This window comes from Actinokineospora lacus (genome assembly GCF_053813445.1).
In genome coordinates this window covers 194,411-216,892 of the sequence record NZ_JBQERA010000014.1, presented here as the reverse complement: position 1 = coordinate 216,892, position 22,482 = coordinate 194,411, and the positions used below count along the sequence as shown (strand labels likewise).

Genomic DNA, 22,482 nt, shown 5'->3' with positions numbered 1-22,482 from the left:
CGGTTGGATACCAGACGGTACGGCTTACCTGAGACTCGCGACTTCGCGTCCAGCGAGGGCGTGATACCCCGCACCACCACATCGTCCAGTACCCGCGACGCCTCTGGGGCGACTGGAGCAGCGCTGGACCACACAGCGCAGTACTCCAGCGCTGCGGACTTGGACGGCCAAGGGGCGCTCTTTACCGCTCCGCGGATCTCGATGCCATCCGCTGTGAGCTGGTCAAGCCCGACCTCCCTGGTATCGCCTTGGGCCAGAGTGTTGGTCGCGATGAGTCCCGTCTGCCCTCGTGCGTTCAACAGTTGATGTGCGCGCAACGCGAAGTACGCCACTAGGTCCGCGCTACCTCGCCGACCGCGCCCGAGCGCCAGTACGAGGTACTCGCGGTACGCCTGGCCCAAAGTTCCTGTCAGCTTCTGCCCCCCCAGGAACGGCGGGTTACCCACTATCGCGTCGAAGCCGCCTTGGTCGAAGACCTCCGGGAACACAAGCGGCCAGTGCACCGGCTCGCGAACCAAGCCGTCGTCCGGTCGGTCCTTGGCCAACCACTCCATCGCACGAAGGCGAGCCTTCTGCACAACCTCCGCGTCATCAGCGGTGCGCGGCGCGGCGACCTTGTCGGCCCATGACGCGGCTTCCACGTACTCTGTATCGCGCGACGTCCCAGCCGTGACCAGCGCCGCGCCAGCCGCCAAGTCGCCGACAAGGGTCAGCCGCCCCATGTGCTCGCGCGCTGTGTCCAGCAGTTGGCGTTTGCGATCCAGGCTCGCGAGGTCGGTCCCTTCGATCTTCGTGATGGCCCGCCTCTCTCCCGCGACGTTCCCCACTCGGGCGCGCACACCAGACGTCCAGTCCCAGAGTCGGTCTCTATGCAGCTTGCGACCGACCTTCGCGTCCAGATGGACGACCTCTACCTGGTCCAACGAGGTGACGCCTAGCAGTGAGTCACCCACCACCAGTCGGTCGTCGAGAAAGGTGAACGGCCGATGTGGGTCCATGGAGACCAGCCACAGCGAGAGTTTGGCCATCTCCACCGCCATCGGGTTGATGTCCACCCCGTACAGGCAGTGTTCGATGACCTGACGCTTGGCCTCGATCACCACCGGGTCGGTGTCGATCTCCGTCCCGGATGCTGTCTGAAGGGCGCCTGCGCGGAAGGCAGCGGCGCCCTTATGGCCTTCCTTCACCCAGGCGTCGATCAACTTCTCCGCCAGATAACGGCAGGCCGCGACGAGGAACGCCGCCGAGCCCATGGCAATGTCCGCCACCTTCAGCGACAGAATGTCCTGTGAGGACCGCAGCACCCAGGCCGACTCGTCGGCCGTCTCCAAAGGCCCTGGCGCGTAGACCTGCGGTTGCAGGGCGCCTTTCGCCACCTTCTCTGCGAGGAAGCGCGGCGTGTAGTGCGTGCCGGTGTTCTTGCGCGTGGCGGAGTCCGTCACGTACAGCGAGCCCGCCCCGATCACCAGTGGGAGATCACGCAGGTCGCGGCGAATGAGTGAGAAGAACGGCAGCAAACGGGCGACCAAGGTCGTGTCCCCGGTGACCACGTGGAGCAGCCGCTCGGCTTCCACCTTGTCGGCCTCGGACAGCGGGGCGAGCTTCTTCTCCAGAGTGGCTGCCGAACCGATGCCGGAGTCCTTATGCACTTCGGCCAGGCGTTTCGCGAAGCCTTTCACATCCACCGGAGCGACGACCCCCGCTCCGATCCCGTGCGGACGGGCGAGCTGTTCGAGGTAGGTCAGCAGGACCTCGTCCTCCAGGCCGCTCTTGCCGATGAGCCCGACCACGGTGTCTTCGGCACGTCGGCCGTCGTACGAGAGCAGACCTTCGTAGACGTAGCCGATCTGCTCGACGTCGAGGGTGCGGAAGGTGAGCGTTCGGCGCTCGGCGTTCTTGCCGGTGCCGATGGTGACGTGCTGGACGGCTTGGAGCATGTGGAGCACGGTCAAGTCGTTGATGGGTAGGAGTGGTGTGTGACCGGTCGGCCCTTCCCCGGTGTTCGGTGCGGGTTTGCCTTCGAGCCACCAGTAGGTCTTCGGGTCGAAGATCGAGCCGTCGTAGGCATGCAGCTTGAACTCCGGGTGGGCCACACCCCCGTACACCGCGTGGAAGAGTGCGATCAGCCGGTGCCAGGCCGCTGTGCTCTGCTCCAGCTCCGCGGTGGTGCCCATCGCTGCTTGGGCTTCGAGCTCGGCGCACAGGCCGCCCGCCGAGTACGCCTTGGCGTAGACCTCGTTGTCTGCCGGAAGCAGGCTGCGTTCCTCGGCGAAGAGCAGGAAGACCACGCGCATCATGACCGCGACCGCGCCCCGGTAGACCTGCGAGGCTTGGACGCCTTTGGCATCAAGGCCAGGTTCGCCGCGTTCCACGGCGCGGGTGTCGGCCCTGCCGATGGCGTCGACGAGCAATTCGACGGCCTGGCGGACCTGAACTCCGAGGGCTTCGGTGACGTCCTCCTGCTTGCCGAGGCTCTTGCGCAGCAGCTGCGGCAGGGTCTGGTCGTCGAGGACGCTGAAGAAGCGGGATCGGCGTAGCAGGGAGATGAACGCGCGAACAACCTCGCGTTCGGCGACTTCGTTCCAGCCCACGGTGTCGAACTGCACCGTGGCGGTGACACCGCCCGCCGGGGCCCAGACGATGCACCACCAGCGACCGTCGGTGACGAGGCCGAGTTCGATGCGGTGGTGGCGCAGCAGACGCGCCATGCGATCAGCGGGGGTTGCGGCCCAGCCGTCACCATCGCGGAGACGGGAAGTGGGAGGGCTGCCTGCCGGGATGGTCATGCCGAGCAGCGGGATGCTCTTGGTGATGGCGCCGGAATCGTGGGCCGGATCGCTGTCCGGATCGACGAGGATGAAGTCGGGGCGCAGCGTGGTGTCGTGCTCGAGGACGGTCAAGGCGAGGCGATCGAGGACTGGATCCGCGCCGCCAGCGGGTAAGTGCAGCGCGTCGTCCCATTCGAGGAGGTCATGGAGCAGGTAGGCGATCCACTCGTCACGCCCGGCGGATGGGTCATCGGACCATAAGCCGTGTTGGAGCCGTAAAGGTGCGCGCTGTTCTTTTTCGAGTGGGTCGAGAGTGGGCCAGGCTTCGAGGAGAACGGGCAGGGTGAGGAAGGGGCCGGTGATCTCGACGAGGTTGAGCCAGTCCTTGTGCTGGCGTCGACCGTCGGTGGCGCGGGCGAGCGCGGCAGCCTGTCCGGCGTTCATGCCGCGACGGGAAGCGGCGCTGCGGGGAGCAGGGCTCATCGGACAGCCTCCTTCCGGGGGATGACGAAGACAACGGCTGCGGGGAAGAGGTGTGACGTGAGGTCGCCGTAGCGGGCGTCGATGGCGGCGAGCTCGCGGCGACGTTCAGCACCGAGGACGTCTAGGCGCCGTTGCAGGTGTTCGCGATCGAGTTGGTACTGCCGTCGTTCAGCAGGAGTCATCTGGTCGGCTTCCCAGAGGGCGATTTGATCATCGCCTTCGGCTGCGTTCTCGTCGACCTTGGCGCGCAGCGTGGACTCGAAACGGTCCAGGTTGGCGTTGATCCGGTGCTCCTCCTCCTCGCGGCGTTGGTGCAGGGCCCTGTCCAAGGATTCGCGGCGTTCCTTGGCCCGGGCCTCGAGCGAGGCCATGAGTCGATCCTGAACCCTTGGCCAACTTTTAGTGAGTCGGGTGCGCAGGTGCTCGGCCGCGGCTATGCCGTGGTTGAGGGCCTTGCTGAGGGTCTCGCGCTGGGTGTTGACGCTGTCCCAGCGGCGGTGCCAGCCGACGTCGTTGAGCCATCCGCCAGCGTGCAACACCTCTTCGTGGAGGCGTACTCCATCGGCGCCGACAAGGACATATCGGGCGTATGCGCTGACAAGCGTGGTCTCGAGGTGTGGATCGTCGCTCACGACGGCACTGACGCGGTGCAGATCGATCTGCTCGGCGTTCCAGGCGGCGGCGCGCAGCAGTCGGGTGGAGAGGTCGACAAGGGGATGCTTGAGGTGGGCGAGGACAATGTCGTCTCGCCCAAGCCTGGCTACGCGCGGATCAAAGGTGACAGGGCGCCGTTCCCGCGGGCGGAGCTTGTGAGCGAGACCGCGGGTCGCCCGCTCCCAGTAGTCGCCCAGCTGGGGCACCTCGAAGAAGGAGTTGTCGAAGTCGACGTCCCGGAGTTCGTCACCCGTGCCGCTGTGCAGGTAGTGCGAGTCGCGCACAGAGCGCAGCGGTTGCTGGCGGTCTAGTGCCAGGGCAGTAGTGACCACGCGGGCGATGTTCGCCGGGGTGATACCGAGTTCGTCAATGGTGCGGTCATAACCGGCGCTGAGCCGCCTGACCTGATCGGTGACGTTCTGCTCTGCTTCAACCGTGCCACCGGTGTTTCGGCCGTTGATCTTCCTCGCTTTGGCGTTCTCGATGTCGACGTGGCGCTGGTCCCCGGCCATGCGGCGCTGGACGGCATCCGCGAGTACAGCGTTGACCTCGCCGAGGTCCTCCTCCATAAGAGCGACCTTCTTAGCTATCCTGGAGAGGAATTCAAGGTCGGCCTCGAAGGATCCTGCTTTGGCGTTCTGCCAGTTCTCTCCGACGAAGTGGCGGACCTCGGGATCGTGGCGCTGACCCCAGCGGTCGATGCGGCCGATCCGCTGCTCAAGCTTGTTGGGGTTGAAAGGGATATCGTAGTTGACGAGTCGGTAACAGTATTTTTGCAGGTCGATTCCCTCGCTGGCAGCGTCAGTGGCGATGAGCACGCGCACCGCCCCCTCGATTTCGGCGGGATGTGCCTGGAATCCGAGGCGAATGCGTTCGCGCTCCTCGACGCTCAAACCGCCGTGCAACAGCTCGATACGACCTTTTTCTACCATGCCTTCCTGACGCAGCAGCGCAAGCAGCCAATCTTGGGTGTCACGGTACTCGGTGAACACCACTACGCGTTCGTTGGACCAGTGCTTGCCATCTGCGCGGGTGACAGTATTGAGATAATTGATCAGTGTGGAAGCCTTGGAGTCGGCTTGCGCCTCGTGCGTCTCGGCCCAGCGCAGCATCTCACCGAGCAGATCGAACTCGTCTTCGGCGGGGCTCGGGGTCAAACGCGTAGTGCGGCCGAGTGCATCGTCCTCGGCTTCGGCCAAATCGATGTCATCGAGGTCAGCGATTTCGTCTGCAAAGTCGTCCAGCCAGTCGGGAACGACCTCTGCGGCAGTGCGCGACCGGACGGTGTTGGAGGCTGCGGTGATGTTCTTCAGGTAGACCTGAACAGTGCGCCCGAAGGCTGCGGGCGAGGAGAACAGTCGTTTTTTGAGCAGTAGAACGACGAGGTCGGTCGCCTTGCGTTCACCTTTTGCTCCAGGGGTAATTCGCTTGCGACGCAGATCGGCATACGCAGTGAGGAGTTCATGGATACGCCGCTCCTCATCCGTGTAGCGGACAGACATTTCGCGAGTATTGCGGCGACGGAAATAAGGCGTTCCATCGGGGCGAGTGATACTGTTCTTCAAGCGGCGTACGACGGTTTCCTTGATCGCCCTTTCATCGGGGTTGACGCCGCGGGCGAAGCGCTGGTTGTCGATGAGTTCGAGCAGTGCGGTGTAGGACTCGCGGTAGCCGTTGTGCGGGGTAGCGGACAGGAACAACCGGTGTTCGAAGTGCGGCACCATGCGGCGGATGAGTTTTGTCTGCTGACTGTCAACGGCATAAATTTGTTTGGGAGCAGACGGGGCCACGTGGTGAGCCTCATCGAGGATCAGCAGGTCGAAAAAACGCTCGGGCATCTGATCGCTGTCCGCCTCTACGGGCGGGATAACCTCGTCGAGCAGTCGTTGGGCCTTGGCGCCGCGCAGCCAGGGCAGCGAGACGATGGTAAGCGGGTGAACCCGGAACGGGTTGGCCGTGGTGCCGTGGGTACGGCGCAGTTCAGCACAATGGGCAGAATCGACGACGGTGAAGTCCAGTCCGAACTTCTCAGCGAGTTCGTCGCGCCATTTAACGGTCAGCCCGGCCGGGGAAATCACCATGATGCGGTGGGCGCGTCCGCGCAGCAGTAGTTCTTGGGCGACGAGCCCTGCTTCGATGGTTTTACCGAGACCGACATCGTCGGCAAGCAGGAGATTGACTCGAGGCGCTCCAACCGCCCGGGAGACCGGCTCCAGCTGATAGGGCTCGATGGCAATGCCGGAGCGGAAAGGCGCCTGAAGGTTCTTGACGTCCGCGGAGGCGACGGCGGACCAGCGGATGGCATCGAGGAAGGCGGCAAGACGCTCGGGCGGATCGTACTTCCCGGAGGAGACATCGGGGAGGGAACTGGCGGGCAGAACGCGTCGGCCAGGTTCGACCTCCCAGACGACGCTGAGAGTTTCACCGTAGCGCCCGTCGGCGACGGACTGGAGGTGGACGATGGTGGTAGCAGGAGCAGTTGTACCCGGCTCGATCGGTCCACTCGTTGTAGGGGGTTCGTCAACCTCCCATGCGGGGACGACGCGGGCGGCGATCCATTTCTGCCCGCGCACCTCGACTAATTCGCCCTCTACGGGGATGCCTTCGACGGTTAGCTTCCTCCGCCTGCGTCGCACTGCCCGTGCTCCTGTCACGAGTTCCACCCTTCGTTCGCCACAGCGCCCCCTTAACTCCACTAGTGCTCGCGATAAGAACGGCTGGACGTCCCTATCAGAGCTGCGCAGGCCTACGAGGCAACTGCCTCGCGTAGCGGCCTTACAGTACCAGAACGGATACCAATCGACTTGATTGTGTCATTACACTTATCTTCAGTAGCGACTCTTTAGTATATACACCGTAAATGCAGCGCCTTCCTTTGACAGTTCGATCTTCGGTCGACTACTGGCACTCGGACCCGACGTCACCTCGGGCCCAAGTACCCAGCTGGCCATGTCGCGCTAGTTCAACACTGCCGGAGAAGTGAGCGGCTATGAATAGAGCCGAAGACAACAGTCACTGTCACACTCATCGCACTTACGGTTTCATTCGTTAATTGGCATTCCGTGTTCCAAATAGACCACATTTCCCTGCACACCAGCATGATGGGCATGAATGATTCGACGTGCGAGCCGCGGGGTTACGTAGTCGTTGACACAATCCGCGGCCGCGGCGCCTGCGCCGCCTTCCACCGCCGCGCCCACCCAGCCAACACCGACCGCTCTACGGCGGACAACACCACCGGATCAAGCTTCGGACTCGGCATCACCGCACCCTGTAACCGGCTCACGACACTAGGACTTGTCGAACTGCGCTAGGAGCACCGGGATGGCCTTGATCTTCTCCGCCGTCAGATGTTCGCGGACGAGTCCCTTCGGTCGCCGCGACGCCCCCTCACACCGGATAGCCACCTCTGGCGTCACGATCCAGTCCACGCTGAAGTCGTGCTCGGTTTCGGGTAGCTCCTCGTCCACGACCTGGAGCTGGTGCACGGTCGTCACGATCGTCGTGTCTGGTCCGATCAGCCCGGCTTCGGTTAGCAGCGCCACCTCGATGTCGCTGTACCCGGCTCCCTTGCCGAGGCGCACGCCTTGGCGGTTCACCGCCACTGTCCCGCAGACGATGAAGTCCACCGGCCGCATCTCGTCGAGGCCAGCCAAGGGCGCCAAGTCCTTCGCGCGCTTTGCCTCAACAGCCGCTGGGTCTACGGTCGCCGGGTCGAGCGCGTAGAACGGCTTCAAGGTGGCGATCCGGGGAACCGCCATGTAGACGACCTTGCCCTGCTCAAGCGCCAGCCTGCGAACAGGGAGTTGGGCTTGGTCTGGGTTGGCCTTGACGACGCGTGCCCGCGCCCAGCTCTCCAGTCCTGCGAGGCGCTCGGCGGCCTGTTCAGCACCGACGAAGCTGGGGATGTGCCCGGCTGCGCCAGGCGGCTCGACCGCTCCAGCCTTGTCCAAGGCTGCCCATACCCGTTCCCGCACGGCTCGCTTGGCGTTGTCGATGTTCATCACGCTCTAGTTGTACCCCGCCGGTTGAATGGTCATCAGGGAGAAGGCGCGGTCGTAGACGTCTTGGACGACAACCTGCCCGCGCCACGGTTGCAGCTCTCGACAGGCACCGAAGACCACGTTGAGTCCGCCGCCGCCCCGAGTCTCCTCAATGACGTCGATGGCCTGGTGCAGCATCGCCGCTGCGGAGTCGACCTCGCCTTGGCGGATGTAGCCAAGGCCGAGGTTGCCCAGGACGATGGCCTGCGACTTCGACCGCGCACGCATCTGCGCGGCTGTAGCCTCCAAGACGGATAGAGCGCGCTTTGGCTGGCTCAAGAACAGGTAGCAGGAGCCTGCCAACCGGCCCGACTGGGTTGGCGAGAACAACTCGATCGCAGCATCGGCGTCGTTGGCACGTTCGAGGTGGGTGTTGGCTGCCCCGAGAGCTCGTTCGCAGGCGTTCTGGCCACCGAGCATGGCGTGCGCCTCGGCGGCGTGCAGGGTGGCCAAGCCCGTGAGCACATCGCTGGCTCCCGCGGCCGAACGGGCGGTTCGCTCGCACAGCGCGAGCCCGCGCACGGCATCCTGCTCGCCGTAGAGCGCGACGAAGCTTTTGCGCAGCAAGGCGAAGCTCTCGGTCACCGGGTCGTGCGCCTGCTGGGCCGCAGTCACGGCTTGGTCGAAGTAGCGGTGTGCCGAGGCGTTGTCCCGTCGCTGGGAGGCGTCCCAAACCAGCTGGCCCATCAGGGTGGCGCTCTCGGCTTCAGCGGCCAGCAGCTCGCGTCGAACGCGGCTACCCGCGGCCTTCGCCCGCAGTAGCATGATCTGTCCCAGGCAGTGCCCGGCATCGGCGAGCAAGGACGAGGACGGCTCGCGGTCGTAGCGCTCGTCAAGCGCTTGCACCTGGGAGCGGAGCCGTGCGGCGGTCATGAGGTCGACGCTGCCGGAGCGGGTCCGGGCGAAGTCGACTCGCTCATCAACGTCGTCAGCAGCCGCGGCCTCGCCGAGCAGTAGTTCCAGCTGCTCACTGGACACCTGCAGGTGCCGCGCCAGCTTCGGCCACAGCCACGGCTGTGGTTCCGACGTGCCGTTCTCCCAACGCCGGATCGTCTTGGGATCGACTTCGAGCCGTTCGGCGAGGGCTTCCTGGCTGAAGCCCAGCGACTTGCGGCGCGCAGCCAAGCGTTGCCGTCTCGTCGTCATGGTCTTCCCCCGTTCGGGCCGTTGCGGTTGGCCAGGTCAGCCGCCCCGATGCCCGGATTCTGTCCGGAAGGCGCCGGTTATCGCCCTGTGTTCAGACCGCTACAGCCGGTTCCCTAGGGAGGGTACGTCCTGGGCGGGCCAGGCGGCAACGGCGGCAGGAGGCCGGATGAGCAGCCAAAACCCGAGTGGAGCAGGCACCAGGCTTGTCCCACGGCTCTACACCGAACGCATAGCGGCATGGGCGTCGGCAGCGTTCGCCGAAGATGCTCAGCACTGCTTGGTTCTCGACGCACTCTGGCCGTGCGAGCACCTCCGCTTGATCGACCACAACCTGGCGGTGGTGTAACCGTGCCCGCCCTCGAAGTGCAGCTTCTCGATGGCCTGCTGGTTCGCGTCGGCATGGTTGATGCCAGCGCCCGGCTGCACCAGGGCCTCCGGCCCGAGTGGATCACCCACGGCGCTGTTGTGACCCGAAGGCCGTCATGACCGCGCTGTTGGAACGGCCGTCCTTGGAACAGGACTCGCGGGCAAGGAACGAGGCTGTCGCCGAGTTGGTGCTGCTCGCCATACCGAGCGCGATCACCTGCGCCCGGCTGTTGCTAGAGCTGACCACGCGGCAACAAGGCATGGCACCAACGTTCGTCGATGCTGCCCGCGATGTCCTCGACGAACTGATAGCGCATGCCGTTGCGAGCACCGGGGTTGTCGACCCCACGCCGGTGCAACACCTGCGCTCGGAGCAGCTGACGCTCCTCGGCATTCGACTCGCCTACGGCACACAGACGCTGCGGATTGAGGTATGGGACACCGGCAACGGCCCGCTTGACACCTTGCTCGCTACTTCACCGGCCTTGGCGGCCGTCGACCACTGGGCGGTTGACTTGCCGAAGCCCGGTCAGCGCGTCGCCTGGTGCATGTTGAGCCGCGAATCCAGCGCCGAGCAAACAACGCGACTTCCCGTGCCCATGCCGCGTCGTCCAGCCCCAGCCGCGCCTGGCGGTCCTCAGGCCGCGGTCATGTCCGATCCCGCTGTGTTGCAACGGATTCTTGATGGCTTGCGTGCCCTCGACTACCCATCCCAGGAGAAGTAGATGCTCGTCGCCTTCGGGAACCAAGACGTTGCGGGCAAGACGACCGCGCTGAGCGCCCTTCGGTGTGAGCTGGAGCGGGACGTGCGTAGGTCAGCGGCGGGCCTGTTTCCCGGATGCACGGAGAGTACGCAGTCTCCGACCTGTACCCCGCAACCGCCTGGTCACAGGCTGTCTACCAGGTACCCATCCTCGGATGCTCCGACCAGGAACGGCCGCGCCAAGCCTGACCTTCACCTCCACGGTGTGCTCTTCCACGGTTCCAGGTCGGTCAGCTTCGGAGCTGAGTGCCAACCATCGCCGACTAATTGGAGCCCATGCCCGTGAGCAAGAAGAAGCGGTCCATCCCGCCGAAGCCGCCTGAGCAAGTCGCGCTCACGGTGGAGCTGTCGGTGCTTGAGCTCTCGGCCCTGAGCTTCGTGGTGATGACTTGTACCTCGGCGGTGGAACAGGTCGTGGCCAACGCCGCCGAGCGCGGCTACCAGAAGATCCGTGAGGCGGCCAAGAAGCATCCGCGGTTGCCGTCGGTCGTGCGTTAGCCCTTGTTCTGCAATGACTTTGGAGCTGTGTTGATGTCAACGCTGTCGTTGGTTGTCACGGTAGGCGCGCTGTGGACGCCATGACTCACGCGCCAGGTGGCGGCCTTCGTTCTCTGCGCAATCCAGAGCACTGGATGGTTCCACCGTGGCCCAAGTCGGCGAACGCCCCTGAAGTGGTTGACCACTTCATGCGGTTCGCGCTGCGCGACGACCCAACTGATCTGGAACGTCTCACCTACTACGAGGCGTACGTCGGGGCGCTGGAGACCGCCCACGAGCACAGCACTGGCCTGATGCGCTCCGCCTTCTCGAAAGGCTGGTACCACGACCTGCACGATGCCTTGCTGCGGTGCGTCGAGCGATACCGCCAGCGGTGCAAGGAAACTGAGACCTGCGAGCAATCCTGGTCAGCGGCTGAACGAACCAGCACGCCCAGGGATGGCGAGGAGTTGCCGTGAAGCACGAACAGGACTTTCTGCTGGTGTATGGCTATGTCCGCAGCATGGTGGATGACCAGTCCTATGTCAGCGAGTGCAAGGAGCAGCTCGCTGCGTGGTGTGCCCGTGAGGGTTGGCGTCTGGGTGCGGTGTTCACCGACAGCGGTGGTGCGCTGGACGACGACCGCATCGGCTTCCGAGGGCTCCTGGACGCGCTGAGTCTGCCGCAGGCGTCGGCCGCGGTGGTGTTGAACGCCGGCCACTTGTCACCGAGACCGGATCGGGTGGCGCGGTTGGTGGAGTGCGTCCGACGGCGGGGATGTGTGGTGCGGCTGCGGGATGGTGAGCTGCCCGCCGCAACGGCCACACCGGGTGGGCGGCGGCTGGAGGCCAAGCGGTGACCGCTGCCCCCATCATCGAGCCGATTGTTTCCCCGCTTCGTGATCACCCTCGGGTACCGCTGACGCCGACGGCGGCGCGGCGGCTGTTGCGGTTCGAGCTGGAGTGGCTGGTAGCCGAAACAGGAGTGACCCACGCGATGGTGGCGTCCTGGCTGGGAGTGTCCAGGGCATCGGTGACCCAAGCGCTGAGCGGCAAGAACCTGTTGAGCCGGCCGGCCATCGAGGTGCTCTGCAGCCGCCTCGGCCGAATAGCATGGTTCCCGCGTTTGAGTTCGATGTTGGCGGTTGCTCGTCACAAGACCACCGAACCGGATGTCGCCGCGGTGACCGGGCAACGCGACAGCGAACTGGTCTTGGGCTTGGAAGCCTTCGCCGATCGGATCACGGTGTTCGACCCGTGGCTGGTGCCAGTGCACCTCCGAACGCAGATGTACGCGGCAGCGCTGACGAAGCTGGACGCCTGGACGCAGGACCAGGTGGGAGAGCTTCGACGGGCACCACTCACCGACGACCGTGATCCACTGGCGTTTCGGTGGGTCACCAGCGAGCACGCGTTCCGGCGTCGGATCGGCGGCACACCGGTCATGGACGACCAGCGGGCGTTCCTGCTGGAGCTGGCAGGCCGAAGCAATGTCGATATCCGCATCATCCCCGCACAGGCCGAGCTGCCGGTCAACCCGTTCCAGCTCGTGCACGGCACACCACCGGTGGTCGTGGAGCCGACCCGCCTGGCACTGCACTACACCTTCGACGTCGACGCGGTGACGCACTTCGAGGACTTGGTGGAACGGCTGCAGCGGAGAGCGTTGAGCCCAGAGGACTCGGTGACGCTCATCCGGGGGATGTGAGCGTGACCTTCAACGCTTGGATCACCGCGCGGGCCCTGAGCGCCTGGTCGCGTTGGGCAGGGCGGCTCGGTGAGGTCGTGCCACTGTGACAGGGGAAGGCTTTGGCGATCCTGGTTGAGCGGTAGGCCGTCTGATTGTGGTGGTCGCTTGGCGCGGTGCGGGTCGCTTGGGTAGAAGGTTGCCGAGGATCGGGTGCTCCTTCAGGACGGGGACGGTGGTGTCGAGCTGGTGGCGGGCGCCTTGGCGGATGGCTTGGCGCTCGGCGATCGCGCAGAGGGCTGTGACGATGCTCAGGACGGCCACCACCACCAGGGCGAGGGCGGCTGGCGTGACATCGCGGACCCGGGCGGCGACGCGTGTGGCACCGCCCAGCAGCCGCAGCGCCTCCTGCGCCGTGACGAGCGGGACCGACAACCGGTTGGCATCCGGTGACGCGACGGGTCTGCTTACCGGGGCGGGGCGGGGAAGTTGCGCGGCGCGGGTGAGCTGGTCGTGGACCAGCTCCAGCAGTTGGTGTGGGTCGTGGTGCCGAACTACGGCAACCAGATCTGCGGTGCGCTCGACGAACAGGTGCCAGGTGCGTTGGTCCAGGTCCGGTGTCATGGCCACGCCCTCTGCGGTGCCGGTAGCGGCCTCCACCGCCGCGCAGGCCCGTTTCAACTCTCGCCGCAACGTCTGCTCACTCGTCCCGGACGTGAGGTCCTGCGGGTCGACGGGATGGTCGGCGAGGTCGCGCCACAGCACCTGCTGACTAATGGCGGGCAGTGGTCTGGCGTTGGGCCAGCGAGCGCGTAGCCGCGGCAAGGACAGGTCACGGCGCAGCGTCGACCCTGCGAACCACAGCGGCTCAGGTGTTGGGCGGTCCTGTTCGGCGGCGTGCTGCGCGGGACGCAAGGCGACCTTGTAGCCGGTGACCGGCCCGGTGTCGGGATAGGCGGCGACCAGCACATCACGGCGACGCAGGTTCATCACGAACCCGATCTCGTCCGCGGCCCCGGCAGCCACGGCCGTGACCAGGTCACGCAGCCGGTCCCGCTCGGTGCGCTGCCCGGTGGCGTCCGCGCGCACGAGTTCGACGCGCGAGGTGGGCTTGGAGCGGCCTTCGCCAGCCGGGGCGGTGCGCGTCCAACCGCGTTCGTCCTCCGCCTGGCGGCACCAGTCGCGCCACCGCAGGAAGTCCCGGTGCAGGTTGGCCACTTGGCCGTCGCCACGCACCACGTTGACCACGACGTGGACGTGGTCGTTGCGCTTGGTGGAGAGGCCGTGGTGGACCGCGACCCACCGGCAGCCGCCCTGCCCGTCGTCATCGGCGCCCAAGCCCAGGGCTGCGATGCCGGACTCGACCAGCTCCCGCCACACCTCGTCCGGCAGCCGTTGCTGGGTGGAGTGCTTCCCGTCCTCATTGGTGTGCGCTTCTTGCTGGGGTCCGTAGCCAGCGGTGGCGACGTCGGCGGGCGGGATGGACAGGACCACGTGGTAGACGTGCCCGTCGGGCAAGTCCACTTGGTGCCCGGTCATCAGGGCGTCCAGCTGTTGGGCCAGCCGGGCACGTCCTGGGGCAGTGGTCGCATCCTCGCCCCAGGCCCCGCCACGTACCCACTCGGGGTCCCACGCCGCCACGACGTGCGGGTCGCGATGCTCGTTGGAGCGGCCTTGGCCGAACAGGTAGCGCAGCAGCCCCAAGGTGTTGGAGCCGCGCTTGCCCCGGCCCGCGACCTCGACGATCACCGCCCGGCCCCTCGGTGCTGGTCCACCGCACCGAGCACCCGGTGCAGTTCGTCCAAGACTCGCTGGTGGTAGGCCAACGCCGCCTGCAACTGCTGCCGGCCGACGGCGTGGCCGCTGTTGGCTTGGCGGGCGAGCTGGTTGAGCGCGCTGCCCGACCGGGACAGCTTCACCGCGGCGGCCTCCCACTCGGCCACCCAGTGCCGCTGCTGGCGCAGGGACCAGCCGTCGGGCTCGCGCAGCCCGCACTCGACCAGGTACAGCGGCACCGACAACCCGGCCACCGCTGCCCGCACTGTCAACGCGGCCCGCACCATGACCGTGGTGCGGATGTTGATACGGGTCTCGGCGCCCCCGCGCACACGCCGTTGCCGACGCACACCCTGCTTCCTCGTGCTCATCGTTCCCCCGAAACGACAGGCGGGCTCTCCGGAGCCCGCTGGCTCTCAAGTCGGGCGACCGGCTGGGAGGTGCCCAGCCGTGCCTTGTCAATCCGTGATCCGCGAAGGTCGGAGCCACCCGCGCAACGCCCCCGTGGTGTCGAGCCGGGCGCGGTGCCGACTGCGCGCACGGCGCCCCGGTGACCTCGCTGCCGCACCGCCCCTCGCCCGTCGCCGACGGCACGGAAGTGCCCCCGGGTCGATGGCGCGTCGGCTGCGCGGTCAGCCGGTGCCGTTTGGTCAGGATGCCCTTCAGGTGTCCTGACCTCTAGCTTGCTACGGCGGCGGATGGTCGTCCTCGTGCCGCGAAGGGCGCACGAAGGAAGCGAAGGGAGTGGCGTCACCCGCGCTGCTCCCTTCACCCCCTTGCGTGCTCCCTTCGTGCCCTGTCGGGTTGATCCGCCACACCCAGCCGCCGCCGAAGTCGGCCTTCTCGGAGCGCACTTTGGCTCTGGTCTTGGCTCGCTTCAGGGTGTCCTTGGAGAAGCCCGCCTGGTGTCCCTGGTCCAACAACTCCAGCACCGGGGCCTCACCGCCGCGCTCCACCAGGTAGGTGGTGAGCCACGCGGCGGCATCGGCGCGCTCGTCCCCGTCGTCGTACGCGGAGCGCTGGAGGAGGTCGACGACCGAGGCCGTCGACCGCCCTTGCCAGACGATCCGACCGACCGCGGTCTCCCCTCCGTCGTCGGCCGTGACGGTGGCGGAGGCAGTCCCGTAGGACAGCGACGGGACGCTCGACACCGACACCACGTTCGACTTGATGACCGACAGGACGTAGTTGTCCTCATCCTCCGCGGCACACCCCAAGGCGTGCCGGACGACCTGCGCGTAGGCCCCGGCACCACCGATGGCGTCGACCGGATCGACGCCCGCCGTCGCCTTCCGGAAGTGCCCGATGCCCAGGATGGCCGTGCCTGTCCGCTGCGCCAGGAGCCTCAACTTCTCCAACTGCGGACGCACGACGGAGTTGTCGTTGAGCTGCCCGGAGAGGGACGAGTTGAGCGCGTCCAGCACGAAGAGGGCGGGTCTCCACGCCTCGATCACCTCGCGCACCGCGTCGAGGTCGAGGTTGACGATCAGCGGCGTGCCGTCTGGGGAATCGCCGTAGACGACGTCGACCAAGTGCAGCCGCTGCGGGTCTCCCCCGGCCGCGATGAGCCGGGCCTTGAGCGTGGACTCCGAGTCCTCCGTTGTGGAGTAGAGGACGTGCTGCGGCTCGCCGGTGAAGTCGCCGTCGAGCTGTCCCGTGGTCAGTTTCGCCGCCACGTCCACGCCGACCGTGCTCTTGCCGATGCCAGGTTTACCGACCAGCAGGGCGACCTCGCCGACGGGTAGGTAGTCCCGCCACGCGAACCGCGTCTGCCTGATGTCGACCTCGTGCACCGCCCTCACGCGCAGGCGCCGGATCGGCGGTTCGTCGTGCGCGCCAGGCGGAGCTTGTCTTCCGAACTCAGCCATGACGTCAATCCCCCGCCGACAGGGCACGAACGAGCGACTCGGTGATCACCATGATCCGGCCGCCGTACTTGGCCACCCTGGCGGGGAACTCGTCACGAGCGACCAAGTCGTAAGCCTTGCTGCGGCTCATCCCGAACGCTGTCGCCGCGGTCGGAACGTCCACGGCGGGCGGCCACGTCGCCTTGATCTCCGCCAGGGTCGGCCGCCGCTTGGCCTCCTGCCTACTCCCCATCGGTCTCACCCCTTTGCTCCCGCTCGACCAAACGAGCCAGGAAGCCGTGGTACGCGGTGATGTTGCGGCCACGCGGCAGTCGGTCCCCCATCTCCCAGCGGTGCACAGTGGATGCCGTGACTTCACAGTCCTGTGCGACCAGCGCTTGGCTGAGCCCGGCATCGACGCGGAGCTGCCGAGCCTTGCCCGTCTTGATCCATATCTGAAGCTCGGCGGAACGGTCCGCCAGAGTCTTCCCCCCGGTTGCCATACCTACTAGGGTAAGCTCTGTAGTCATTGCCTCACCACTACTATGGAAAGGTGGTGTGTCGTGACCATCTGACTACGGAGCATGAAAGGGGTGCGTATCGTTCTGCCGTGCCCCGCCTACCGAAGAACTTCAAGATCGAATGGGTGTCCGTCGACGAACTGACACCTGGTGGGTACGTGTCGACAGGTCGCGACACCGCCGTGCCCACGCACTTCCAGGCGAGCTTCGTGCTCAGCGAGCCGGACGTGACGATGCAGATGGAAGTGATGGTGGGCGCGGACCGCCGCCCGCTGGTCATCGAGGCGACCGTGCGGGGCAAGACGAAGGCGCCGATCACCACGTCCGTGATGAGGCAGGTCCTCATCGACCAACTGCTGCGTGCCGCGATGGTCGAGGCGACGGTGCCTGCTTCTGTGCGCGAGCGTTGGCTCGCCTCGTTGCCGCCTGGCGTGCAACCGGTGGACCGGCGTGAGGCCGAGCCGGTCCCCAGTGCCGATCAGCGCTTCCGCAGCCAAGCCGACCACGATGCGCAAATGGCCGCGCAGATCTACTCCGACGCCGTGGCCTCGGGAGACAGGGCACCCGGCATCGCGGTGGCTCACGCCATGAACCGTTCCCGGACTCAGGTGTCCCGCTATCTCCGCAGGGCGCGGGACCTGGGACTACTGCCCCCCTTGGGCCCATCCGAGGGGGCCTGATCAAAGGAGCTGCAAGCTCGTGGGGGACCCGATCAAGAAGATCGAGTTGAAGGACGGTACGACGAGGTACCGGTTCGTGATCGACATCGGACGCGATCCGGCGACAGGCAAGCGCAGGCAGCTGACCAAGACCTACGGCACCAAGAAGGAAGCCCGCGCCGAGTACGCCAAGGTCAAGCACCAGACCGACGAGGGGACGTTCGTCGGGCCCGACAAGACCACGGTGTCCGCCTGGCTGGACACCTGGTTGAGGTCCACGACGGTCGACGTCGAGAAGGCCACCGCCGCCAACTATGCCGACGCGTTGCTTCCGGTGCGCGAGCGGCTCGGCGGGAAGCGGCTCCAAGACGTCACCGAGGAGGACGTGGACGAGTTGGTGAGCTGGATGCTCACCTCAGGACGGAAGCGCGGTGGGAAGGTCGGCAGCGGGCTCAGCGTCCGGTCCGTGCAGCTCACGTTGGGGCGCTTCAGGTCGTCCTTGAACGTGGCGGTGCGGCGCAGGCTGGTCGTCCGCAACGTCGCCCAGTACACCCAGATCCCGCGTGAAGCGCGACGCAAGGCGGCGGCTGCGGCAGCACTCCGCGTGCCTTGGAGCGAGGCGGAGGTGAGGCAGTTCCTCGCCGCGATCCGCGACCACCGGCTCCACGCGCCCGTGCTCTTGGCGCTGATCGGGATGCGGCCCGCCGAGGTCTGCGGGCTCAGGTGGAGCACCGTCGACCTCGACGCGGGGACGCTGTCGGTCGAGCTGACCCGCACGCTGGTCGAGGGTGAGGTGGAGGAGAAAGGGCCGAAGTCGGAGAAGGGCAAGCGCAAGCTGCCGCTACCCACTCCCCTGCGCGCAGCGCTCAAGGCGTTCAAGGCGAGGCAGGCCGCGGAGGCGGTGAGGGCGGGCGAGCTGTACGAGCGGTCCGGGTTCGTGCTGGTCGACGAACTGGGCCAACCCTGGAAGACCGACCGACTCCGGCGGGCGATCCACAAGCTGATGGACCAGGCCAAGGTGCGGAAGGTCCGGCCCTACGACGCCCGCCACGCTTGCCTGACCTACCTGGCGACGTCCGGCGTGCCCGACGTGATCGTCAGCGCCTGGGCGGGCCACGCGGACCTCAGCTTCACCAAGCGGGTCTACATCCACCCCAACGTCGAGCACCTCAGGCAGGCAGCCGACCAACTCGGCGAACTCCTGGGCTGAAACAAGCAGTACGAGCGTTCGTGAGAAATTGTGAGACGACGTGCCCGCAAACAGAATCAGGGCCTTGTCTCACCGTAGTGATCCAAGGCCCTGACCTGGGCTTTCACCGTACTTCGATCGTCGGGCTGACAGGATTTGAACCTGCGACCCCTTGACCCCCAGACGTGCCACAATCAAGCTCTGACCTGCGGAAACGTAGATCGGCTCTCCCAGTTCGCCTCCGTTGCAGTCACTTCAGCGTACTTGACGTTCGTTCAAGTGCGCTCACATCTCCAGTTCCGCTCCTTCTACGGCCAACCAGGCTTCGTTCCAGCTCCAGGTCACCCGGGGGGGGCTCGGCGGCACCTGTGTGACACGGCAGGGCTGGGTGGGGCCTGTGCCCGATCCAGCTCGGCGGCATGTGCGCGCGTCGCATGCATACCCGCCCAGCGGCATGAGCGTGCGTTGGGTGTCGGCGAGCGGTCGGTGGCTAGTTGGTGCTTGCTCCGTTCGGGTGGGGTGCATAGCGGGTTGTTCTTGTGTTGGTGTGGTTGATGGTTGTTGTGGTGGTTGGTCCGTAGACTTCTGTGGTCGTGTGGCGTGTCGTGGGGGTGGTTGATGTGGCGGTAAGTCGGGATCCTTGGTTGGCGTGGTGGAGGGGTGGCGTGTTTGGGCTGATCGTGGTGGTTGGTGGTGTATCTGTGGGTAGTGGGGTTGGACAAGGCCGATAAGTGGGGCAGCAGTATCGGTGGTGTGGTGGCGTTGATGGCGTTGGGGCTGCCGTACCTGTTTCCGCGGAAGGGCAAGGAGGGGAATGTGTCCGAGAATCCCGGGGCGGGTGATGCGGTGGAGCCGAATGTAGTGGTCGTGGATTCGGGGGATGCTGAGGCGGAGATTGGTGGTAACGCCAACTCCGGCGCCGAGGTTGTCGAAGGTGACACGACGAGGGTGCGGGTCACCCGGTCGGGGAAGTCGGTCGCCAAGGGGCCCGGTTCGGTCGCGAACTCTGGTGTGCGGCGGGTTCCCCGGTCGTGACCGAGGGCGAGTCGTTGCTGGAGAGCGTGGTGATTCGGGAGTCCGGTGATGCCGAGGCGCGGGAGGGGGGTGTGGCGAACTCCGGGTCGATGCGCGATGTGAACATCGAGCACCACCATCACCACGGGGTGCGGGTGGTGGAATGGCCAGTGGTGGTAGGGAGTCCGCCGCCGTTGGCGTCGGCGTTCCAGCCCAGGGAGGGGGTGCGGAATCGGGTGCGGGCTGCCCGAGACCGGGGGGAGAATGTTGTCCTCGCCCAAGAGGGTGGAGCGCGGGTGCTGTCCGGTGGTGGGGGTGTGGGCAAATCCCAACTCGCCGCCTGGTTCGTCCGAGACGCGCTCGCCGCTGGGGTGGACTTGGTCGTGTGGGTCAATGCCGATACCGCGAGGCAGGTGGTCGCCGCTTACGCCAAGACCGCTGTCCGGGTCGGGGTCCCTGGCGTGCTCGGCGAGGATTCGGTTGTTGATGCTGCGGCGTTGGTGGAGTGGTTGCACACCACCGAGCGCACTTGGCTGGTCGTGCTCGACGACATCACCGACCCCGCCCACCTGACGAACTGGTGGCCTCCGCACACCAGGAACGGCTGGACCCTGGCCACTACCCGCCTACGCGACGCCGCCCTCACCGGATCCGGACGCCGACGGGTGGACGTTGACACCTACACCCCAGACGAGTCGACCAACTATCTGCGCGAGAGACTCACCGACGCCGATGTCCCGCACCTGCTTGATGATCATGTCCCGATGCTGGCCGACGTCTTGGGACACCTACCCCTGGCTTTGTCACACGCCGCCGCCTACATGATCGACCAAGAGATCGGTAGCGGCGCCTACTTGTCCCTCTTTAGTGCCGGGGACCAGCGCCTGGACGACCTCATGCCCCCGGGCTCGGATCCCGACGCCTACGGCCGCCCGGTCGCCGTCGCGCTCCTGCTCGCCCTAAGGGATGTCTCGTAACCCGGTGGTTGGGTTGTGTGGCGGGTGGTTGATCATGTGCGGGTGCAGGTGATCTCGTCGTCGCGGTCGGAGTGGATAGCGCCGTTCACCGGGCTGCAGCCGGGGCAGTTCCGCAAGCTGGTGCGGGTGGTGGCCCAGCGTGGCGGGGAGGCCATCGCCGACGGCCGCCCTGGTCGTCCATGGCGGTTGACGTTGCCGGACCGGGTGCTGCTGGTCGCGGTGTACTGGCGCACGAACCTGACCATGCGTCAGATCGGGCCACTGTTCGGGGTCTCACACTCCGCCGCCCACCGCGTGGTGGACTCCCTCGGCCCGCTGTTGGCGTTGGCGCCCGTGCGCAAGCGCCGCGTGGACCAAGTCGCGATCGTCGACGGCACCCTGGTCCCGACCCGCGATCACCGGGTGGCGGAGCGGTCGAAGAACCACCGCTATTCGACCAATCTGCAGGTGGCCATCGACGCCGACACCCGCCTGGTGATCGCCACCGGCGACCCGCAGCCGGGCAACCGCAACGACTGCACCGTCTACCGGGATTCCGGCATCGCCGAACGACTGGCGGGCCGCCCGGTGATGGCCGACGGTGGCTACCAGGGCAACGAAGACGTGATCATGCCCTACCGCAAACCCCGCGACGGCAGCGAGTTACCCGACTGGCAGGAACAGCTCAACACCGTCCACCGCAAGATCAGAGCCCGGGTCGAACACACCCTGGCCGGGATGAAGAACTGGAAGATCCTGCGCGACTACCGCCGCGCAGGACACACCCTCGCCACCACCGCCGCGGGCATCGCCTTCCTCCACAACCTCACCATCACCGGCTAACCGACAGACACCAGTCCCCGGAACACAAGATCAGTTACGAGACATCCCTTAGACGCCGCAGACGCCCGCGAACCCGCCGGGCTCTCCCGCCCCGCCCTCGAACTGGCTGCCCTGTGTGACCCCAACGGCCACCCCGACACCCTCTGGGCCACCTCCGCCGTCTTGGACCACCTCACCCGACGCAACCCTCGTGGCGCGGGCGATCCTGTCACCGCCGACCAAGCCCGCATGATCCTGCGCATCCTGCATCGCTACGGTCTGATTACCCACACCCTCGTCGACGGGCCCCGCGCCGTGCGTATTCACGCCCTTACCGCCCGCGCCGCCCGCGAAACCACCATCGACCTCGCCGTCACGGCCCGTATGACCGCCACAGCCCTGCTCCAGCTGTGGCCCGCCAACGACCACACCACCACCGACCTACTCACCACCCTCTATGCCAACACCACCGCACTCACCGCCGCCAGCGGCGACTGCCTTTGGCAACCCGACGCCCACCCACTCATTGACACCGCAGGAACAAGCCTCATCCGCGCCAACCTCCTCTCCGCAGCCATCACCTTCTGGCACACCTCTGCCTCACAAGCCCACCGCCTCCTTGGCCCCATCCACCGGGACACGGTGTGCGCCTTCTCGAACCTCGCCATCTCATACGGTCAGGCTGGCCGGATACTTGAGGCGATCGCCATCGACGAACAGCTTGTCGCCACCTTTGAACGGCTTCTAGGCGATCATCCGAACACCGTCCGCGCCCGCTCCAATCTCGCCGTTTCCTATTGGCAGGCTGGCCGGATACATGAGGCGATCGCCATCGACGAACAGCTTGTCGCCGACTATGGACGGCTTCTCGGTGATCATCCGGACGCGGTCCGCGCCCGCTCCAATCTCGCCGTCTCATACGGTCAGGTTGGCCGGACGAGCGAGGCGATCGCCATCCTCGTGCAGGTTGTCGCCGACTTCGAACGGCTTCTCGGTGATCATCCGGACACGGTCCGCGCCCGCTCCAATCTCGCCGTCTCATACGGTCAGGTTGGCCGGACGGGCGAGGCGATTACCGTTCTCGTGCAGGCTATTGGCGACTACGAACGGCTTCTGGGGGATCACGCAGACACAGTCCGCGCCCGCTCCAATCTCGCCGCCTTGTACCAGCAGGTTGGCCGGACGGGCGAGGCGCTCGTGATCCAAGAGCAAGTTGTCGCCGATCGGGAACGGCTCCTCGGTGATCATCCGGAAACTGTGGCGGCAACGGAAGAGCTGCAACGATGGAAGCGCGAAACCCGAAACTGAGCTT

21 protein-coding genes are annotated in these 22,482 nt (G+C 66.2%); 11 read left to right on the top strand and 10 right to left on the bottom strand.

What is annotated here, in order from left to right; all coding sequences use genetic code 11:
* The 5 genes from ACTG9Q_RS28840 to ACTG9Q_RS28820 form a co-directional block, all read right to left on the bottom strand.
* On the bottom strand, positions 1-3,212 hold a 3,212-nt coding region (locus tag ACTG9Q_RS28840), incomplete at its 3' end, for an Eco57I restriction-modification methylase domain-containing protein (RefSeq protein WP_455576064.1).
* A gap of 35 nt (positions 3,213-3,247) precedes the next feature.
* On the bottom strand, positions 3,248-6,541 hold the full coding sequence (gene drmD / locus ACTG9Q_RS28835) for a DISARM system SNF2-like helicase DrmD (RefSeq protein ID WP_455576063.1): 3,294 nt from the start codon (positions 6,539-6,541) through the stop codon (positions 3,248-3,250).
* A 654-nt stretch (positions 6,542-7,195) separates the two neighbouring features.
* Positions 7,196-7,909 (bottom strand): 5-formyltetrahydrofolate cyclo-ligase, encoded by a 714-nt coding sequence (locus ACTG9Q_RS28830; RefSeq protein WP_455576071.1) that lies wholly within the window; start codon positions 7,907-7,909, stop codon positions 7,196-7,198.
* 6 nt (positions 7,910-7,915) lie between these two features.
* Entirely contained in the window at positions 7,916-9,094 is a 1,179-nt protein-coding gene (locus ACTG9Q_RS28825) for a helix-turn-helix transcriptional regulator (protein WP_455576062.1), read from the bottom strand.
* A 267-nt stretch (positions 9,095-9,361) separates the two neighbouring features.
* The gene (locus tag ACTG9Q_RS28820) at positions 9,362-9,550 is read right to left on the bottom strand and encodes a hypothetical protein (RefSeq protein ID WP_455576061.1); all 189 of its coding nucleotides are present in this window, start codon (positions 9,548-9,550) and stop codon (positions 9,362-9,364) included.
* A gap of 26 nt (positions 9,551-9,576) precedes the next feature.
* Here ACTG9Q_RS28820 and ACTG9Q_RS28815 point away from each other — a divergent pair, with 26 nt between their 5' ends.
* The 5 genes from ACTG9Q_RS28815 to ACTG9Q_RS28795 all read left to right on the top strand — a co-directional run bounded on the left by ACTG9Q_RS28815 (position 9,577) and on the right by ACTG9Q_RS28795 (position 12,407).
* Positions 9,577-10,185 carry a hypothetical protein gene (locus tag ACTG9Q_RS28815; RefSeq protein WP_455576060.1) on the top strand — a complete coding sequence of 203 codons (609 nt, stop codon included), beginning with the start codon at positions 9,577-9,579 and terminating at the stop codon, positions 10,183-10,185.
* Positions 10,186-10,505: 320 nt separating this feature from the next.
* Positions 10,506-10,721, top strand: a complete 216-nt coding sequence (locus tag ACTG9Q_RS28810; RefSeq protein ID WP_455576059.1) for a hypothetical protein — start codon at positions 10,506-10,508, stop codon at positions 10,719-10,721.
* 71 nt (positions 10,722-10,792) lie between these two features.
* Complete coding sequence (locus ACTG9Q_RS28805) at positions 10,793-11,179, top strand: hypothetical protein (protein ID WP_455576058.1); 387 nt, start codon at positions 10,793-10,795, stop codon at positions 11,177-11,179.
* The gene (locus tag ACTG9Q_RS28800; RefSeq protein WP_455576057.1) at positions 11,176-11,559 is read left to right on the top strand and encodes a recombinase family protein; all 384 of its coding nucleotides are present in this window, start codon (positions 11,176-11,178) and stop codon (positions 11,557-11,559) included. The genes ACTG9Q_RS28805 and ACTG9Q_RS28800 overlap by 4 nt, the downstream gene beginning before the upstream one ends.
* The gene (locus tag ACTG9Q_RS28795) at positions 11,556-12,407 is read left to right on the top strand and encodes a DUF5753 domain-containing protein (RefSeq protein ID WP_455576056.1); all 852 of its coding nucleotides are present in this window, start codon (positions 11,556-11,558) and stop codon (positions 12,405-12,407) included. Before ACTG9Q_RS28800 ends, ACTG9Q_RS28795 begins: the two co-directional genes overlap by 4 nt.
* Before the next feature lie 21 nt (positions 12,408-12,428).
* Here ACTG9Q_RS28795 and ACTG9Q_RS28790 read toward each other — a convergent pair whose 3' ends face one another.
* The 5 genes from ACTG9Q_RS28790 to ACTG9Q_RS28770 all read right to left on the bottom strand — a co-directional run bounded on the left by ACTG9Q_RS28790 (position 12,429) and on the right by ACTG9Q_RS28770 (position 16,512).
* A complete protein-coding gene (locus tag ACTG9Q_RS28790) occupies positions 12,429-14,135 on the bottom strand; it encodes a relaxase/mobilization nuclease domain-containing protein (RefSeq protein ID WP_455576055.1) in 1,707 nt (568 codons plus the stop codon).
* Entirely contained in the window at positions 14,132-14,512 is a 381-nt protein-coding gene (locus tag ACTG9Q_RS28785; RefSeq protein ID WP_455576054.1) for a hypothetical protein, read from the bottom strand. The genes ACTG9Q_RS28790 and ACTG9Q_RS28785 overlap by 4 nt, the downstream gene beginning before the upstream one ends.
* Before the next feature lie 336 nt (positions 14,513-14,848).
* Positions 14,849-16,030 carry an AAA family ATPase gene (locus ACTG9Q_RS28780; RefSeq protein ID WP_455576053.1) on the bottom strand — a complete coding sequence of 394 codons (1,182 nt, stop codon included), beginning with the start codon at positions 16,028-16,030 and terminating at the stop codon, positions 14,849-14,851.
* 4 nt (positions 16,031-16,034) lie between these two features.
* Positions 16,035-16,262: a helix-turn-helix transcriptional regulator gene (locus tag ACTG9Q_RS28775; protein ID WP_455576052.1), complete on the bottom strand. Its 228-nt coding sequence runs from the start codon at positions 16,260-16,262 to the stop codon at positions 16,035-16,037.
* Positions 16,252-16,512 (bottom strand): helix-turn-helix domain-containing protein, encoded by a 261-nt coding sequence (locus ACTG9Q_RS28770; RefSeq protein WP_455576051.1) that lies wholly within the window; start codon positions 16,510-16,512, stop codon positions 16,252-16,254. The genes ACTG9Q_RS28775 and ACTG9Q_RS28770 overlap by 11 nt, the downstream gene beginning before the upstream one ends.
* Before the next feature lie 107 nt (positions 16,513-16,619).
* Here ACTG9Q_RS28770 and ACTG9Q_RS28765 point away from each other — a divergent pair, with 107 nt between their 5' ends.
* From ACTG9Q_RS28765 to ACTG9Q_RS28740, 6 genes are all read left to right on the top strand, one after another.
* Positions 16,620-17,210 carry a hypothetical protein gene (locus tag ACTG9Q_RS28765; protein ID WP_455576050.1) on the top strand — a complete coding sequence of 197 codons (591 nt, stop codon included), beginning with the start codon at positions 16,620-16,622 and terminating at the stop codon, positions 17,208-17,210.
* A gap of 19 nt (positions 17,211-17,229) precedes the next feature.
* On the top strand, positions 17,230-18,399 hold the full coding sequence (locus ACTG9Q_RS28760) for a tyrosine-type recombinase/integrase (protein ID WP_455576049.1): 1,170 nt from the start codon (positions 17,230-17,232) through the stop codon (positions 18,397-18,399).
* A gap of 669 nt (positions 18,400-19,068) precedes the next feature.
* On the top strand, positions 19,069-19,413 hold the full coding sequence (locus ACTG9Q_RS28755) for a hypothetical protein (protein WP_455576048.1): 345 nt from the start codon (positions 19,069-19,071) through the stop codon (positions 19,411-19,413).
* The gene (locus ACTG9Q_RS28750) at positions 19,410-20,369 is read left to right on the top strand and encodes an NB-ARC domain-containing protein (protein ID WP_455576047.1); all 960 of its coding nucleotides are present in this window, start codon (positions 19,410-19,412) and stop codon (positions 20,367-20,369) included. Before ACTG9Q_RS28755 ends, ACTG9Q_RS28750 begins: the two co-directional genes overlap by 4 nt.
* A gap of 42 nt (positions 20,370-20,411) precedes the next feature.
* Positions 20,412-21,191 carry a transposase family protein gene (locus tag ACTG9Q_RS28745; RefSeq protein ID WP_455576046.1) on the top strand — a complete coding sequence of 260 codons (780 nt, stop codon included), beginning with the start codon at positions 20,412-20,414 and terminating at the stop codon, positions 21,189-21,191.
* 228 nt (positions 21,192-21,419) lie between these two features.
* Complete coding sequence (locus ACTG9Q_RS28740; RefSeq protein ID WP_455576045.1) at positions 21,420-22,478, top strand: tetratricopeptide repeat protein; 1,059 nt, start codon at positions 21,420-21,422, stop codon at positions 22,476-22,478.
* Positions 22,479-22,482: the final 4 nt, after the last annotated feature.

Excerpts from the sequence above, each read along its gene's own strand:
- ACTG9Q_RS28830 (WP_455576071.1), bottom strand. The coding sequence starts at position 7,909 with ATGAACATCGACAACGCCAAGCGAGCCGTGCGGGAACGGGTATGGGCA.
- ACTG9Q_RS28825 (WP_455576062.1), bottom strand. The coding sequence starts at position 9,094 with ATGACGACGAGACGGCAACGCTTGGCTGCGCGCCGCAAGTCGCTGGGC.
- ACTG9Q_RS28815 (WP_455576060.1), top strand. The coding sequence starts at position 9,577 with ATGACCGCGCTGTTGGAACGGCCGTCCTTGGAACAGGACTCGCGGGCA.
- ACTG9Q_RS28780 (WP_455576053.1), bottom strand. The coding sequence starts at position 16,030 with ATGGCTGAGTTCGGAAGACAAGCTCCGCCTGGCGCGCACGACGAACCG.
- ACTG9Q_RS28775 (WP_455576052.1), bottom strand. The coding sequence starts at position 16,262 with ATGGGGAGTAGGCAGGAGGCCAAGCGGCGGCCGACCCTGGCGGAGATC.
- ACTG9Q_RS28770 (WP_455576051.1), bottom strand. The coding sequence starts at position 16,512 with ATGGCAACCGGGGGGAAGACTCTGGCGGACCGTTCCGCCGAGCTTCAG.
- ACTG9Q_RS28740 (WP_455576045.1), top strand. The coding sequence starts at position 21,420 with ATGATCCTGCGCATCCTGCATCGCTACGGTCTGATTACCCACACCCTC.